A 16296-nucleotide genomic window follows, 5' to 3' on the forward strand; every position below is an offset into this window, starting at 1 on the left:
ATTACTACTACTGCAAGGAGCAGAGGGCGAAGAGGTGCGCGAAGAGGCCCGTGCGCAAGGAGTGGATAGAGGACGCCGTCACGGGCGTTCTCAAGGGGCTTCTGGACGACAGCGAGAACCTCGCGTCCATCGCCGTTGACGAGGCAAAGTATTATGAGGACAATTACAAGAGCATCGAGTACCTCTCCAGCCTTGAGCAGCAGCGCAGAGACGTCGAGAAGGGGCTTGCCAACTTCGTCAACGCGATAGAAGTGGGCATATTCAACGAGACCACGCAGAGGCCCATGGCAGAGCTTCAGGAGCGCAAGGACACCCTGAACGACGCCATAGAGACTGAGACGGTCAGTCAGCCGCTCTTCGAGGACGAGCACTCGATAAGGGCGTACTTCGACAGGTTCCTCCATGCAGACTTCGACAATCCAGAGGTGAGAGACTCCGTTCTGGAATACTTTGTCGACAAAATCTATCTGCATGAGGACAGGCTCGTGGTGACGTCGTGGTACTCGGAGGACAACCGCGAGGTGCCGATGGAGGTGCTGAACGGGGAGGCGGAAGACCTTTTTGCTGAAGGGGAAGCCGTCAAGTTCGATTGCTTCCCCTTTGGCTCCACCCACCTTAAACCCCGGGTTTCCGTTGGAAGCCCGGGGTTTGTTTGCGTTTCGGGCGTTCCGCTTTGGCGTGAAGTGAGCCTAGGCGCCCGAGAGCCCCTCGCGCAGCTCCGCCAGTTCTTCGTCGAAGAACCCCGCAGATTCTTTGTTGATCGCTGCGAGCCGCTCAACCCAGGCGACCGTGACCGCGCCGTATTTGACGAGCGACGAGACTGCGCCGTCAACGTCGGGGCCGTCGCACTCGAGCATCATACGCAGGTATTCAGCTTCCTCGAGCGCGTTGCGCTGCTCGAGCTCTACGATTGCGTCTTGAACAAACGATGTCACCGTGTCATAGTCCATGCGTTGACACTAGCTGGTGTGCTGCTGTGTCGCCTGGTGGCGTACGCGCATCATGCGCGAGGACGTTTGATACTCTCGTGGATGGAGCGAGGATTCCCCCTGGGCTAGTTTGGGCAAGTGTGCTGACCTCTATTGAGTTGAGATGCCCCCGGGGGTATGGTCGGAGCAGTCGAAGAAGACCGTCCCTCGAGCCAGAAAGTGAGCCGCGTATGCGAGTCGTAGTCGTCGGAGGAGTCGCTGGTGGCATGAGCGCGGCGGCCCGCCTGCGCAGGCGCGACGAGGGTGCCGAGATCATCGTGCTGGAGCGCAGCAAGTACGTTTCCTTCGCGAACTGCGGGCTCCCGTACTACGTTGACGGCGAGATCGAAGACCCCGCCAAGCTCCTCCTCCACACCCCGCAAACCCTCAAGGCTTCGCTCAACCTCGACGTGCGCATCAACTCCGAGGTCACGGCGATCGACCCGGGTGCCCGCAGCGTCCAGGTCACCGACACTGAGACCGGCGAGGCCTACACGCTCACCTACGACCACCTGATCCTTTCCCCTGGAGGACTGGCCGCCCGCCCGCCCATCGACGGCCTCGACTCCCCGCGCGTGCACACCCTGCGCACGGTCGACGACGCCCTCGCCCTGCGCGAGGCCTCGGGCACGCGAGCCGTCGTCCTCGGAGCTGGCTTTATCGGCATCGAGGCCGCCGAGGCACTCGCGCAGCGAGGCTTCGAGACCCACCTCGTCGAGTTCGCCGAGCACGTCCTGCCGCCCCTTGAGGTCGAGATGGCCACGCTGGTCACCCGCGAGCTGCGCGCCCTCGGCGTGCACGTCCATGCGGGCGTCGCCGCCCAGTCCATCACCCGCGGCGACGACTACGACTCCGTGACGCTGTCCGACGGCACCGTTCTAACCGCCGACGTCATCGTCCTGTCGACCGGCATCCGCCCTGACACGGCTTTCGTCGAAGCCGCAGGCATTGAGACTGACCGCGGCTACATCCTCGTTGATGAGCATGGACGCACCAGTGCCGACGACGTCTACGCGGTCGGTGATGGCACGGTCGGCCGCGACCACGACCGCCCCGTCGCCCTGGCCGGACCCGCGAACCGCGGGGGACGCCTCGTCGCCGACGCGATCGCTGACGCGCAGCACGGCGAGGCCGCCGCGCGCCCCATCCCGCGCCCCCAGGGCACGGCGGTAGTCCGGATCGGGAGCCTCACTGCCGCCATGACCGGAGCTAACCGCGCGACCCTCGATGCCTCGGGCACGCAGTACTTCACGGTGCACACGCACGCCAACCAGCACGCGGGCTATTTCCCCGGCGCCAAGCCCGTGCACATCCTCATGCACGTCGGCACCGACGGACAGATTCTCGGCGCGCAAGCTGTGGGCGCCGACGGCGTGGACCGCCGCATCGACGTCATCTCGACCGCCATGCGAGCCGGCCTGAAGGCGACGGACCTCATCGACCTGGACCTCGCCTACGCGCCGCCCTACGGCCAGGCCAAGGACCCCATCAACCAGACCGGCATGGTCGCCCACAACGTCCTGACCGGCCAGCTTGTCCTCACCGGCCCCGAGGACCTCACCGAAGACATGCCGGTCCTCGACGTGCGCACGGTAGGGGAGTACGCGGCCGGGCACATGCCCAACTCCCTCAACATCCCCCACACCCAGCTGCGCGACCGCCTCGATGAAGTCCGCGCCTGGGTGGATGAGAGCGTCGGCGACCAACCCTTCGTCGTCATGTGCGCCGCAGGCGTGCGCTCCTGGATCGGCTACCGCATCGTGCGCCACGCGGGCTTCAACGTCACCATGCTGTCGGGCGGCATCCAGACGCTGCGGGCGTGGCTCGGAGAGAAGGCCGAGGCCGTGCTGGTGAAGGGAGAGGGCTAAGCATGAGGATTCCTGCCTCGCAAACGACCCCGCGTCGGAGAATGAAGCAGTAGAATCTCTAGTCACAACCGGGAGCGTCCCGATCAACAAACCCGAGCACTCGGTCCTCCGACTGGCCTCATGCGATGGCGCAACCAGCCCGAGAGCGGATGCTCGCAACACCATGCAGCGGGTCCAACGAGGGGCTCGAGGCGCGACAACGAAGGAGGCAATCATGTGTCGACCCACCACCTGCGAGGTATGCGGAAAGACTACCTGGAAGGGTTGCGGCAAGCACATCGACTCAGTGAAGGAACAGGTTCCCCCGGATCAGTGGTGCGATAAGAACCATACCGACGAGGAGTACGCCGCCGCCGAAAAGAAGCGTGGTTTCTTCGGCAGCTTCTGCAAGTAGGCGTCACCCCTCAGGTAGCGTCGCGCGCGCCGCGACGCTGGTTCATGTACGCCCATTTCGCGGCCCGCACAGTGGACGTGTCAAAGAGCTTTTTTATTCATGCGACGCGGCTATCATTGAGTCATGAGGTGGGCGACAAAATCAACGTGGATTCGTATCGCCGGGCTGTTCGGCATCTACCTGCTGGTACCGGCGGCGTGGTTTGGTGTCTCGAGCGTCTCGGACTCGATGGAGATCGTGAAGAGCCTCGTGTTCCTGATCCTGCTCGCGATCCTGCCGATCCTTGCAATGGGGTTCGGCGCATGGGATGGCGTGAAGGAGGGCTTTAGCCTCCTGTGGCTGCTTGCACCCTTCGTGTGTTTCCTGGCACCGATGTTCCTGTTCCTCAACGACAGCGCTCTCATCTACGGGGCAGGCTACAGCCTGCTCGGCTTCGCCGCCCACGGCGTCGGTGCCGTCATCCACGCGCGCCGTGTGCGGCGGGCATAATCGCGTGTAACGAGCTGATCCGCGCGCTGCACGCGACTACGCGGATAGGTTATGAACATGCGGATAGGTTATGACGATGTGGATAGCTTATTAACCTATCCGCATGCGAATAACCTATCCGTATCCGCATAACCTATCCGCATGTGCCCCCGCAGATATGTCCCCGTGCGCAGAACCCCGTTTCGCCCCGCCGCCGCCTTTTCGGGCGTAGCATTTCCTGTATCGTGACGGCTCAAGGCCCGCGCAACGCACAAGCACACGGAGGTGCTGGCATGATTTGGGATCGGGTCGCACCGCTCTACGACTTCTTCGAAAACACGTTCAACCGAACTGTTTATGACGGTACGGGCGAGGCGGTCGCACGCATGATCCGCCCCGACGACCGTGTCCTCGAATGCGCGTGCGGCACCGGCGCGATCAGCGTCGCCATTGCCCCGGTGTGCGCCCGCCTGGTCGCCACGGACTACTCCGAGGGGATGCTCAAGCAGGCACGCAAGAAGCTCGCGAAACACTTGAACGTCACCGTCGAGCAGGCGGATATCACCGACTTGCGCTACGCGGACGACTCGTTCGACGCCGTCGTGGCGGGCAACGTCATCCACTTGCTGCCTGAACCGGGCGACGCGCTCAAGGAGCTCAAGCGGGTCGTGCGCCCGGGTGGCACGATCATCGTGCCCACCTACGTGAGCCTCACAGATGGTGCGAACAACCCCATTCCGCGACTGTTGTCGCGCCTGGGGGTGCGCTTTCAGGAGCACTTCACCCCGGCCTCGTACCGGGCATTCTTTGAGCGTATGGGCTGTATGGACGTCACCTACCGCGTCGTGCGAGGTCGAATTCCCTGCGTGATCGCCTCCTTCACGAACGATCAGTAGATGCCGAGCCCAGGGCGATGTTCCGCAGCATCGCCCCGTAGTCGACCGAGTCGCGGCTCATGTGCTCGCAGTGCCCCGAGCCCGGCCAGATGCGCAGCTCGGCCTCCGGATAGAGTCGCGGGATCACGCGGCGCGCGAGCCGCAGGTCGGAGTCCTTCTCCCCATAGGCGAAGGTGCAGCGCCGCTGAATGTCAGGGGAGAGTGGCGGCAGCCTGACCCGAGAGCAGTCGCGCACGATCGCGCGGATACTGTCCTCGCTCATCGCGGCGAAGCTCGAGGCCATCGCGCGTGCTCTCTGCTCGCCGTAGAGGTGCGCAAGCTTGCGTGCCCCCGCCTCGGGATCCCGCGCGGCCTTCCGGTGCTTCGCGACCATCACGCGGCTGAGAATGGCCCCGCCGACTCGGGCCACGGGGCCGCCCGAGTAGAAGCTCACGCCCTCGATGAACAGTTGATCGAATGAGAGGTCCGGGAACCGCAGCAGCTCGAACAGGATGACACCGCCGAGCGACGCCCCAAAACCCAGGGACAGACGAGACAAGCCGTGGGAGGTCAGCCACTCGTGGATCGACGCCGCCTCGGCCGCCGCCGACACGTAGGGGGCCGAGGCCTCGTCCCCGTGGGCCGACAGGTCCGGCACGAGGAAACGCAGTCCGGGCCCCATGTGGTCGCAGAGTGCGGCCCTCATGCTCGAGGCCGAGGACAGCATCGGGTGAATGATGAGGACGGCAGGGGAGTCTTCCCCGCCGGACTCGTAGACGTGCATTTTCATGGCATCGCTCCGTGCAAGTCGCCGGGCGCGCCGATGCGCCCGGATGGGAATGATGAATGGAATGGTAGCGCTGTGGCGGCTCGAAGGGGCTCGCTTTAACGCAGCAAACGGGCGAGGGGACCAACTGAGCCAAGCAGCTGATGAGCGCCTACTAGCCTCCGCGCGGGATGGCGGGTAGTGTTGATCCGTTACCCCCGCATGAAGGAGTGAATGATGCTCGTTGTGACGACCCCGACCGTTGAGGGTGCACCGATTAAGCGCTACATCGGCATGGTGTCGGGCGAGACCATCGCCGGTGTGAACGTGTTCAAGGACTTCGGAGCGAGCCTGTCCAACATGTTCGGTGGCCGAGCCTCCCAGTACGAGGAAGAGATTGGTAATGCCGCCGCGACCGCCGTCAACGAGATGTGCGCACGCGCGCAGTCCATGGGTGCGAACGCGGTCGTCGGCGTCAAGGTCGACTACTTCACCGCCGGCACCGACAATGGCATGCTTGCCGCCATCGCGACGGGCACCGCCGTCATCCTCTGACGCTCGTCTGCGCGCTGCGTCGCTCGCGCGGAACAGCCCGCCAGGGTAGGCCCACGCAAGGCCTCCGTGGCGGGTTGTTGCTATGTCAGTCGCCGCAGGCGAGGACGGGCAGCGTCGGTACAGTGCACAGGCCTCGGATGGTCAGTGATACAGCTTTCCGATACTCCGATACGCTCTATTTTGTACATGGGGTCAAACTTGCGGTAAGTCCTTGACGGTGGCCCGACAAGGTGGCTGGGACAGACCTTCATCATGTCGGCGCGGGACGCAACAAGGTAATGTGTGGTGCGACAAAAGGATGCGAAGGCCTATTTGTCGATGATGTGAGAAATTCGTGACAACTATCCTGCAATGGGCGATCAGGGCTTACTCTAAAAGCAGGAGAGCTGCGCCTATGCGCTCCCCGTTGAACCAGGTGTTAAGGAAGTGAGTTGCAGATGTGTCATCGGCGTTTGTCGGCGCTGGCGTTAGTCGCCACTGGCGCCCTCGCTATCACGGCCATGAGCGTGGCACCCTCGTTTGCGGCCGATACGGACAGTACCGAGGCTGCGGTGCCCGGTGCGACCGCGGCGGATGGGACGTCCACCGTCATCGTCCAGCTTGCGCCGGGCGTTGTCGGCGACGACCGAGCCGGCGCGTACAGGGACGTCAAGCAGCGTATCGCGCGCTCCGTCAGCCAGGTGTCCCCGGGCAGCACTATCGGGGACGTGCGTGATTACCACCATGCCCTTGACGGCTTCGCGATCTCCGCTCCCGCGTCTGCACTCGGGGCCATCAAGAGTGTGCAGGGGGTCAAGGACGCGTTCGTCGACGGGGAGCGTGAGCCGGTCTTCTATCCCGAAATGTGGGGGGACGGCGGCGTGGCAGTTGCCGATCCGGCGAAGGAAACTCGCTCCGATCAGGTAGCTGGTCGGGGACGCGGGCGCGTCATCGAAGTCATTGACGCGAGTTTCGATACCTCGCACGAGGCCTTCGCCGGGACGATGGACACCGCCGCGCTGCGCCTCCCGCAGGCAGAGATGGAGTCCCTCACGTCCCAGCTGGATGCCGGTCAGGGCGGCGCATGGGTCAGTGACAAGATTCCTTTCGTCTACGACTATGCGGACCGTGACACGAACCCATCCATCGGCTATGGCTATGGTCCGCAAGACTTTACCGTGCACGCTCATGGCACTCGCATGGCGGCGCTCGCGGCAGCCAACGGAGCGACCTATCAGGGGAGTGCGCCCGATGCGCAGCTCATCCTCGCCAAGGTCCTCTCTAATAGCACTTGGACCGTGCGTGACAGTGACCTGTTGGCGGCCCTCGATGATGCGATGGTCTTAAAGCCCGACACGGTCTGTGTGTCCTTCATGGCGAATCGTGATCTCGACGGTGAAGCGTCGGCACTGTACGACGACGTCTTTGCCCGGCTGTCCGGCGCGGGTATCACGGTTGACGCGCCAGCGGGAGACAGCGGGCGAGCCGAGTGGCGCACGGGCGTGCGTGACCTGGGTGCAATCGGTGCACCCGCTTCCTACTCCTCTGTACTCGCCGTGGCTGCCGTCGGCGGCTCCACGATGCAGGGGACAGACGGCCTCGCGCCGTGGAGTTCCTCCTCGTGGGGTCCAGGCCCTGACATGAGGCTCAAGCCGGAGATCGCCGCGCCCGGCGGCAACGTCAACGCTGCCATCCCCGGCAATGACTATCGACGGATGCCGGGCACTGGCGAGGCGTCGGCTCAAGTTGCCGGTGTCGCCGCCCTCGTGCGTCAGCGCATGGCGACTGACCCGATGTTCGCGGGGCTGAGCGACGAAGATAAGTCCGCGTTGGTTCCCAGCTTCCTGATGGGCACTGCCCACCCGATCGTCGATCCGTCTGCAGCGGATGGCACCTTCTGGTCCCCGCGCTGGGTTGGCGCAGGAATGGTGGATGCGCAGGCAGCCACGACCTCGTCGGTGTACCCGAGCGTTGTGGGCACCTCGGACCCGTCGCGACCGAAGGCTGAGCTGGGCGAGAGCACCAGCGGCTGGACCTTCCAGGTGCAGTTGACCAATCTGTCCGACACCGCCCACACATACACGCTGGGCGGACAGGCGCTGTCCGAAAACGTCAACGGTCTGCTCTATACGAAGCACTCGACGAACTGGGCCGGCAAGGGGATCGACCTGACCTACTCTGCAGACACGCTCACCGTGCCGGCGTCATCGAGCGCGACCGTGACCGTCAGCGTGAACCCGACGCCGCAGTTCGCCTCGTACGCCTCTGAGAAGACGCCCAAGGGCACGTTCATTGACGGCGCGGTGACGTTGACGAGTGCGGATGGGCAACCCGACCTGACGGTCCCGTACCTCGGTTTCTATGGGTCGGCGGATGAGACCCCGATCTTCGACAGCCCCGTGTACGGCGAGGGAACGATCGGCACGTCCACGATGACTTTCCACGGGCTGACACTCGGGCAGCTGAACCCGTTTGACGTGGAGGAGGCCGCCGCGATCAGCACGAATGACCGTCATCTCTACATCATCTCGCGGTCGACGGAAGAAAACGCCCGGACATACGCGACGCCGGCGACGGTACTCCTGCGCGACGTCATGTCGTTGACCTACACCTACCGCAACGAGGCCGGCGACGTCGTGCGCTCATACACCTACGGGGGAGCGCCCAAGAGTCGGACTGTCTTCAATGGACGCTACTCCGAGGTGAGCACCGCGGAAGCTACGTTCGGTAGTCAACCGATCTTTGATGGATACGACGAGCAAGGGCGTGCGCTGGCCGACGGACGCTATACGCTCACGATCGAAGGCACGACCGGCGGTGCCTCGCCTCGTACCGAGCGCCTCACCCACGTGGTAACGCTGGACACGGCACCTCCCGTCATCTCCAACGTGGCGATATCGGGCGAGGGAGACGACCGTAAGCTCTCCTTCGACGCCATCGATTCCTCACCTATTGCCGCGTACGGATTCTCGTGGAGCGCAGACGGTGAGCCTTTCATGCGCGAGAAGTTCTACGGTTCGGACGAACGCGGGGACGATGGTCTGCACTACGGCCACTTCGAGGTGCCGCTGTCTCAGATCGCCGAGCGTTCGGGCGGTGATCCCTCGACGGTGTACCTGCAGGTCTGGGACTGGCCGGTGAACAAGGGGACGGTGAAGGTGGATCTGAAGGCCGTTCCCATGACGTCGCTTGCGCTCTCCCAGACTGACGCGACGCTGTCCGTCGGGGAGAGCGTGACGCTGAATGCCACCCACGAACCCGCGGATGCGAGCGTGACTGAAGTGGCGTGGTCTTCGTCGAACGAGGCCGTGGCCACGGTCAGTCAGGACGGCACGGTGACGGCGGTGGGCGCGGGGGACGCGACGGTGACCGTCTATGACCCGACGCAGCCCTCGCTCGTATCGGCGAGCGCCACGATCCACGTCAGCGCCCCGACCCCTGCGCACAAGGCGGGCACATGGAAGCGCAATGGTCGAGGCTGGTGGTACCGATATGAGGACGGCTCCTACCCCTCGGGAGAGGCCGTCGTCATCGACGGGAACGTGTACCGTTTCGATGCGTCGGGCTACATGCGTACCGGCTGGGTGCTCGACGGCGGGCAGTGGTATTACCACGCGGCCTCCGGGGCGCAGGCCAGCGGCTGGCTGCTCTCCGGTGTGCACTGGTATTACTTGAGCCCGCAAAGCGGCGTCATGGCCACTGGGTGGGTGAAAGTTGGTGCCACCTGGTACTACCTGTCGCCCGCCAACGGCGCGATGGCGACGGGATGGCTCAAGGATGGCGGACACTGGTACTACCTGAATCGCCCCTCCGGTGCGATGGCAACTGGCTGGCTGCGCATCTGGGGTACCTGGTACCACTTCGCTGATAATGGTCAGCTGATCGCTTAGTCAGCGACTGAGATGGCTGATCCTGCCCCGCGCCCCCGGACACTGTGTCCGGGGGCGCGGGGCAATATCCGTGAAAATAACCAAAAGGCTTACGGAGGAATCTTTGATGTCCTATTGTGAGAGGGTGGCCGCGTAGTCGCGGCTCACACCTATCCTTGACCCACGTGTAGCACAAGGGGAGACAACGATGTCCCAACGAACATTGAAGGCGCTGGCGCTCGCCGCGGCCGGTGCTCTAGCTTTCACCATTGTCGGTGTCCCAGCAGCCAATGGTGCCGCTACTGAAGACATCGATCCGGTCGGTTACCGCTCAGCGGAATGCAAGATCTCACGCGATCCGGCCCCCTATCCGTTTTGGCAACTACAGCCACACAGCACGGCTCTGGCCCCGGGGCAGAGCATCGCCGTCGAGCCTGTCGATTTTGAGAATTCGCATCCGGATTCCGCACCTGTCACCTGGAAGTCCTCGGACGAGTCCGTCGCGACCGTGGATGCGAACGGTGTCGTTACCGCCCTTACCCCGGGCGATGCGCAGGTGAGCGCGACCTATGGGGACATGGAAGTTATAACGGATACTGTTCGAATCCAGGTTCGTTCCGTATCCGAGGAGACTGGGATCGAGCTGCCGGAATCCGCGTTGACGGTCGCAGGTGGACGGCAACTGCTCGTCAACGCGCTTTTAGCCCCTTCACTTCAAGGGAGTCAGGTGTCTTGGGCACTTGACTCTTCCTCGGTGGGGACGCTGACTACCGATTCGGATCGGCCGACCGCCACGGTGCATGCCACGCGTGGGCCAGCGAGTGCGACGCTGACGGCTACCGTGACGACTCCAGCGGGTGAGGTCAAAGTCGCCTCGGCCGTGGTTGACGTGCGTCCCCCTTCGACAGATGACTATGTGATTTCGGACGGCGTCCTCACTAAGTACACGGGTGAGGCGACGGATATTGCGATCCCTGATGGGGTGACCGTGATCGGCGAAGAGGCCTTCGAGAGAACGTACGTTGAACATGTCTGGGTTCCCGCTAGCGTTCAGGAGTTGAAATACAGTGCATTCAGCGGTTCCAGACTGAGGACGATCACGTTCCAGGATGACGATCAACATCCGTCCCAGCTGAAGCGCATCGAGGGCATAGCGTTCGATTATACGAGGGTTGAGGCCCTCGTTCTGCCGCGCTCGGTCGAGCAGCTTGAAGAGGGCGCGTTTAGCGGCATGGGGTTGCTGAAGTCCCTTCATGTTGGGCCCAAAGTTGAAATGGGTTCGCTGAGTGCTGATCCTTTAGCATTCAGGTGCCTGTCCCACGTGGAGGTGGATGCGGATAATCCGAACTACGAGACTGTCAACGGTGTCCTCTACACGAAGGACCACACGCACTTAGTTCTTTTCCCGAGACGCATGGATATCGGTGGCTCCTATGCGGTTGTGGAGGGAACCCAGGTAATAGACGATTACGCCCTTTTGGACACGAATCTCTCCTCTATCACTCTGCCTTCCACACTGCTTTCCATCGGTAAGCGGGGCATGGCAGGAAACGCGTTTCTGACGAGCATCGATTTGCCCGATGGGTTGACAACCATTGAAGACGGAGCGTTTGCGGGCTGCACCAAGTTGAATAACATTGTCATTCCCGACTCTCTGCAGGTCGCCAACGGCTTTGGTGATCTGGAGATGGAAACCCTTGTGTTTGGGACGCAGATCAAGGAAATGAAGACATACGATTCGCCTGTGCGACAAACTCCTCACCTCGTCGTACGAGGCGGTGTCAATGGCTCGTTTATGCACACCGGGACTGCAGATGACAAGCGCGGAGAGAGCGCTTTCTTCGGTGAGGGAATGACGAGTATTTCCTATAGGGGTATCGCCCCGCGCTTCATCATCCTCCCGTCGACCCTTACGACTTTTTACCTCGGTGGCTACAACAACTGGGAATTCCCAGGAGATACGCACGTCTATGTGGCGGGAACCGAAGGATCTCACGCGTGGTCGGTTGCGAAGGCCGCAATGGTAGCTGGGGGCTACGACGTGTCGCAGTTGCACTCCTATTCTTCGGCATCACTGACGCTGTCTGGTTCAGGCGTTGCCGAGGCGGGGGCAAACTACACCATGAAGCCACCGTCGGGCGCGCCTGCGACCGTGACAGCTACCGTGGCGAGTGGAGTGCCGAGTGGGCGACAGGTGCGAGTCGTGCAGATCGGTGCAGACGGTCATGAGTCGGTCCTTCAGGATTGGAGCGACATGCCGCAGGATGATGGGGCGGACTCTGCCTCAATGGGCATCACGGTCACGCCTTCCAGTGAAGATATCCACCTGCGAGTCGACGCGCGCGATGCCTCGTACCTGGTGACTTCGACGAACCTGGCGATAATCGGTACTCCAGTTCCCACGCCCGACCCGACCCCTGCGCCTGAGCCGACTCCGGATCCGACGCCTGCGCCCACTCCGGATCCGACGCCTGCGCCTGAGCCCACTGTGGACCCGACTCCGGTGCCCGACCCGACTGTGGACCCGGTTCCGACTCCTGCGCCCGAGCCGACTGTGGACCCGGTTCCGACTCCTGCGCCTGAGCCGACTCCGGCGCCCACGCCTGCTCCGACTCCGGATCCGACGCCTGCGCCCACGCCGCAGGGTGGGGCGTGGATCAGTGATTCTATCGGTTGGTGGTATCGCTACGCGGATGGTTCGTACCCGGCTGGTGTGTCGGTGCGGATTGGCGACTCGGTCTATCGTTTTGACGCTCGCGGGTATATGCGTACCGGCTGGGTGAGTGAGGATGGTGCGTGGTTCTACCATCATGCGTCGGGTGCTCAGGCGAGTGGCTGGGTGAAGGATGGCTCGTCCTGGTATTACCTGGATCCGGCGACGGGTCGGATGGCCACGGGTTGGTTGCTCGATGGTTCGACGTGGTATTACCTGACGTCTAGTGGGGCGATGGTGACCGGCTGGGTCAAGGATGGTTCGACGTGGTATTACCTGATGCCTAGTGGGGCGATGGCCACGGGTTGGTTGCTCGATGGTTCGTCGTGGTATTACCTGATGCCCAGTGGGGCGATGGCAACCGGCTGGGTCAAAGATGGCTCTACCTGGTACTACCTGAGGTCCAGTGGTGCGATGGCGACCGGTTGGCTGATGGATGGTGGTTCCTGGTATTACCTGAGCACTGATTCGGGAGCGATGTACACGGGTGGTCACTGGATTGGCTGGACGTGGTACAACTTCGCCGATTCGGGACGCCTCATGAGCTGACGCCTCACGCGAGAGGCTGAGTTGGGAAACCATGTGCCCGCGCCCCCGGAGAATCTCCGGGGGCGCGGGCCTTTTCTCACCCATACACCAAGCCATCTGGTCGATGGATGTCAGGGGAGTCTACGCGAGGAAGAGTGAGGTTGGAAAAGAGACTCGTTCATTGCCACTTCGACCATTAGGTCGATTCATCGACAAGGGGGACACGTGTTTGCGGCTAATTGTTGGGTCCTGTCACCATAATCTGCGCGCTCGGTCGATTTGTCAGATGCGTTGGAAAGATGCTGTGAAACCCTAGATAAATTGGGCGCAATCATGCCCGTGCCCGATCCCTGCGTGCTCTCCGATCGTGTGGGTTGACGCAGGGTACCCCATGCAAAGAAGCGATACACTCACCGACACATGGTGAGAAGGTGAGTCTCAGGGGGTATCTGAAAACCCTTCGAAGGGATATGTTTGACATCGGGTATCGCGTTGCTAACACGGATCCCACCCTTACCAGCTGTCAATAGAAGGGGTTTCATATGTCCCATCGCAACTCAATTGTGCTGGCGTTTGCGCTCGCCGGCGCCCTGTCCCTGACCGGGGTAGGTGTCCCTGCCGCGCTCGCGGCCGACACGGGCGCATTCGGTCAGGTCAATGCTGCCGCCCCGCTGCGCGCCGATGCCGATGGGTTCACCATCGACGACGGCGTCCTCGTGTCGTACACGGGTAGCGCAACACAGGTGCGCATCCCCGAGGGGGTGACCGAGATCAGCACGAACGCCTTCAGCGGTACGCAGGTGACCAGCATGTGGATCCCCGCGAGTGTTCGCGCAATCGACGACTCTGCTTTCGCCGGCCAGCCGCTCACCCAAGTCACCTTCCAGGATGAGGACGCGCACCCCTCGCAGCTGGAGACGATCGGAGAGCGCGCCTTCGCCTACACCCCTCTTGAGAGCGTCACCCTGCCTCGATCCCTCAAGACGGCAGGCCTCGAGACCTTCAGCGATATGGACAAGCTGCGCTCCGTCCACGTCGGCCCGAACGTCCAGGCCGACGGCCTGTTCGCAGCATTTGCGCGCACCCCGCTCCTGGAGAGCATCGAGGTTGACGCGGCGAACCAGAACTACCAGAGCCTCGACGGTGTCCTGTACACGAAGGATCTGACGCACCTGGCGACATACCCGCAGGCGAAGAACTCGGGCGGCTCGTACACCGTTGCCGAGGAAACCGCATTCATCGACGAGGGTGCTTTCGCCTCTGCGCAGATCACCTCCGTGACCCTGCCCTCGCATCTGCGTAACGTTGGCAAGGGTGCGTTCGTGGGGGCGCGGATCACGTCCCTGACCCTGCCTGACGCCTTCGAGTCCATGGACGACACGGCTTTCTGGTACATGCCCAAGCTGGAGCGCGTTGACCTGGGTGGTGCCACGATGCTGCCGGATAGTGCCTTCCGCTACGACAAGTCCCTCGCCGAGGTGAATTTCCGTCCCGACCTGAATCGCCTGGCCGAGGTCGGCGACAACGCCTTCGATACCACCGCGCTCACCTCCGCCACACTCCCCGACTCGGTGACCTCGATCGGTAAGGGTGCCTTCTCCAACGACACCGCGCTGACCTCTGTCCACCTGGGCTCGGGCATTGCCACCATCGGAGAATCCGCATTCGTGGACGCGAACAACCTCGCCTCGCTGACCGTGGACCCCGCCAACACGGTGTACTCCGTGGAAGACGGTGCCCTGTACGGCAAGGGCGACGCTGGCCGTACCCTGGTCCTGTACCTGCCCACGAAGACGGACACAGACGTGACGGTTCCCAAGGGGACGACCGCTATCGCTGATGCCGCATTCGCGAACAACTCCTCCCTGCGCCGCGTCGTCCTGCCCGAGGGCCTGACGACCATCGGCTACGGTGCCTTCGACGGCGACGCGAACCTCACCGACCTCGTCATCCCCGACTCGGTGACGGTCGCCCGCGGCCTGGTCAACAACGGCCTGGACACGATCGAGCTGGGCTCGCAGGTCACGGAACTGTGGATGACCCCGCGCGCGACCACCACCCCGCGCCACATCATCGTGGGCGGCGGTAACGACGGCGAGTTCTACTACGAGGGCAAGGCCTCCAACGGCCGTCCTGACAGTGCCTTCTTCGGCGAGGGGATGACCCGATTCACCTTCTGGTTCGACACGCCCCGCGTCCTGGTGCTGCCCTCGACCGTCGAGGAGATCAAGCTCGCCGCCGACATGGACGATGACCTCAAGGCGGGCACCGAGATCTACGTCGCCGCCCCCAAGGGCTCGAAGGCGTGGACGCTCACCGAGACTGCCATGAAGGACGCCGGCTACAACACGGCCAACCTCTTCGAGTACGCGAAGCCCCAGGTCACGGTGTCGGGCACCGGCATCAACGAGGCCGGGGCCGGGTACACGCTCACCAGCGCGGTGGGCACGCCGACGACCGTCAACGTCTCCGCGCAGGGCGGCACCCTGGGCGGACGCGAGCTGCGCGTCGTGCAGGTCGGCGCTGACGGCACCGAAACGGTCCTCCAGGATTGGGAGTCGATGCAGGGCAGCTCGGACGAGAGTGCGTCCACCGACTCCTACACGTGGACCCCGACCAGCGCTGATGTTTCCCTGCGCGTCGACGTGCGTCAGGACCCCCACGCCGTCACCTCGACGACCGTCACCGTCAAGGATGCCTCTGACTCCGTGCCCTCCGGCGGCCAGTGGGCGTGGGGTGCTCGCGGCTGGTGGTATCGCTACGCGGACGGTACCTACCCCTCGAACACGGCCAAGACCATCGACGGCCAGGTGTACCGCTTCGACGCGGATGGCTACATGCGTACCGGCTGGGTCTTTGACGAGGGCAACTGGTACTACCACACCCTCTCGGGCGCGCAGGCCAGCGGCTGGGTCCTCGATGGCATCTCCTGGTACTACATGGATCCCGCCACGGGCACCATGGTCACGGGATGGGTCAAGGATGGCGCGCACTGGTACTACCTGAACCCTGCCAACGGCAAGATGCTGACTGGCTGGGTGAAGGACGGTGATGCCTGGTACTACCTGAAGCCCGGAAGCGGCCAGATGGTGACGGGTCGCGTCTGGATCGGATGGAAGTACTACCGCTTCTCCGACTCGGGCCAGTGGATCCACTAAGCGCCTGACGGCAATGCATACCCACGCGTCGCGCCCGCCCTCACCGGACTCGCTCCGGGGGAGCGGGCGCGCCCGCGAGGGGAACACGTGAGGCGCAACCTCTCGCTGCGCCCGCTACATCGTGCGTCCACGCGGATGTGCCGCGCGATCACTCA

At 63.3% G+C, this 16296-nt stretch carries 9 protein-coding genes and 1 pseudogene; 9 read left to right on the plus strand and 1 reads right to left on the minus strand.

From position 1 onward, the window contains the following. From O3656_RS06395 to O3656_RS06415, 5 genes and pseudogenes are all read left to right on the plus strand, one after another. Positions 1 to 1058 (plus strand): annotated as a pseudogene (locus O3656_RS06395) (hypothetical protein); the annotation flags it as partial. Between the two features lie 101 nt (positions 1059 to 1159). Further along, positions 1160 to 2836, plus strand: a complete 1677-nt coding sequence (locus O3656_RS06400) for an FAD-dependent oxidoreductase (protein WP_500063155.1) — start codon at positions 1160 to 1162, stop codon at positions 2834 to 2836. 214 nt (positions 2837 to 3050) lie between these two features. Further along, entirely contained in the window at positions 3051 to 3230 is a 180-nt protein-coding gene (locus O3656_RS06405; protein WP_500063156.1) for a DUF8730 family Cys-rich protein, read from the plus strand. A 123-nt stretch (positions 3231 to 3353) separates the two neighbouring features. Beyond that, entirely contained in the window at positions 3354 to 3719 is a 366-nt protein-coding gene (locus tag O3656_RS06410; protein WP_500063157.1) for an iron ABC transporter, read from the plus strand. A gap of 272 nt (positions 3720 to 3991) precedes the next feature. After that, positions 3992 to 4594, plus strand: a complete 603-nt coding sequence (locus tag O3656_RS06415) for a class I SAM-dependent methyltransferase (RefSeq protein ID WP_500063158.1) — start codon at positions 3992 to 3994, stop codon at positions 4592 to 4594. Here the strand turns inward: O3656_RS06415 and O3656_RS06420 are convergent. Continuing rightward, positions 4578 to 5363 (minus strand): alpha/beta fold hydrolase, encoded by a 786-nt coding sequence (locus tag O3656_RS06420; protein ID WP_500063159.1) that lies wholly within the window; start codon positions 5361 to 5363, stop codon positions 4578 to 4580. The genes O3656_RS06415 and O3656_RS06420 overlap by 17 nt on opposite strands. Positions 5364 to 5576: 213 nt before the next feature. Between O3656_RS06420 and O3656_RS06425 the strand changes: the two genes are divergently transcribed. The 4 genes from O3656_RS06425 to O3656_RS06440 all read left to right on the plus strand — a co-directional run bounded on the left by O3656_RS06425 (position 5577) and on the right by O3656_RS06440 (position 16141). Next, positions 5577 to 5894, plus strand: coding sequence for a YbjQ family protein (locus O3656_RS06425; protein ID WP_500063190.1), 318 nt, complete (start codon positions 5577 to 5579; stop codon positions 5892 to 5894). Between the two features lie 437 nt (positions 5895 to 6331). Then, positions 6332 to 9763, plus strand: coding sequence for a S8 family serine peptidase (locus tag O3656_RS06430; protein WP_500063160.1), 3432 nt, complete (start codon positions 6332 to 6334; stop codon positions 9761 to 9763). A 187-nt stretch (positions 9764 to 9950) separates the two neighbouring features. Next, entirely contained in the window at positions 9951 to 13004 is a 3054-nt protein-coding gene (locus O3656_RS06435) for a leucine-rich repeat protein (RefSeq protein ID WP_500063161.1), read from the plus strand. 521 nt (positions 13005 to 13525) lie between these two features. Beyond that, positions 13526 to 16141 (plus strand): leucine-rich repeat protein, encoded by a 2616-nt coding sequence (locus O3656_RS06440; protein ID WP_500063162.1) that lies wholly within the window; start codon positions 13526 to 13528, stop codon positions 16139 to 16141. The last annotated feature ends 155 nt before the right edge of the window (positions 16142 to 16296 follow it).

This window comes from Pauljensenia sp. 27098_8_83, assembly GCF_041432695.1.
Lineage (GTDB): Bacteria > Actinomycetota > Actinomycetes > Actinomycetales > Actinomycetaceae > Pauljensenia.

Coding starts and splice junctions, on each gene's coding strand:
- O3656_RS06440 (WP_500063162.1), top strand. CDS start 13,526: ATGTCCCATCGCAACTCAATTGTGCTGGCGTTTGCGCTCGCCGGCGCC.
- O3656_RS06435 (WP_500063161.1), top strand. CDS start 9,951: ATGTCCCAACGAACATTGAAGGCGCTGGCGCTCGCCGCGGCCGGTGCT.
- O3656_RS06420 (WP_500063159.1), bottom strand. CDS start 5,363: ATGAAAATGCACGTCTACGAGTCCGGCGGGGAAGACTCCCCTGCCGTC.
- O3656_RS06415 (WP_500063158.1), top strand. CDS start 3,992: ATGATTTGGGATCGGGTCGCACCGCTCTACGACTTCTTCGAAAACACG.
- O3656_RS06400 (WP_500063155.1), top strand. CDS start 1,160: ATGCGAGTCGTAGTCGTCGGAGGAGTCGCTGGTGGCATGAGCGCGGCG.
- O3656_RS06410 (WP_500063157.1), top strand. CDS start 3,354: ATGAGGTGGGCGACAAAATCAACGTGGATTCGTATCGCCGGGCTGTTC.
- O3656_RS06430 (WP_500063160.1), top strand. CDS start 6,332: ATGTGTCATCGGCGTTTGTCGGCGCTGGCGTTAGTCGCCACTGGCGCC.
- O3656_RS06405 (WP_500063156.1), top strand. CDS start 3,051: ATGTGTCGACCCACCACCTGCGAGGTATGCGGAAAGACTACCTGGAAG.
- O3656_RS06425 (WP_500063190.1), top strand. CDS start 5,577: ATGCTCGTTGTGACGACCCCGACCGTTGAGGGTGCACCGATTAAGCGC.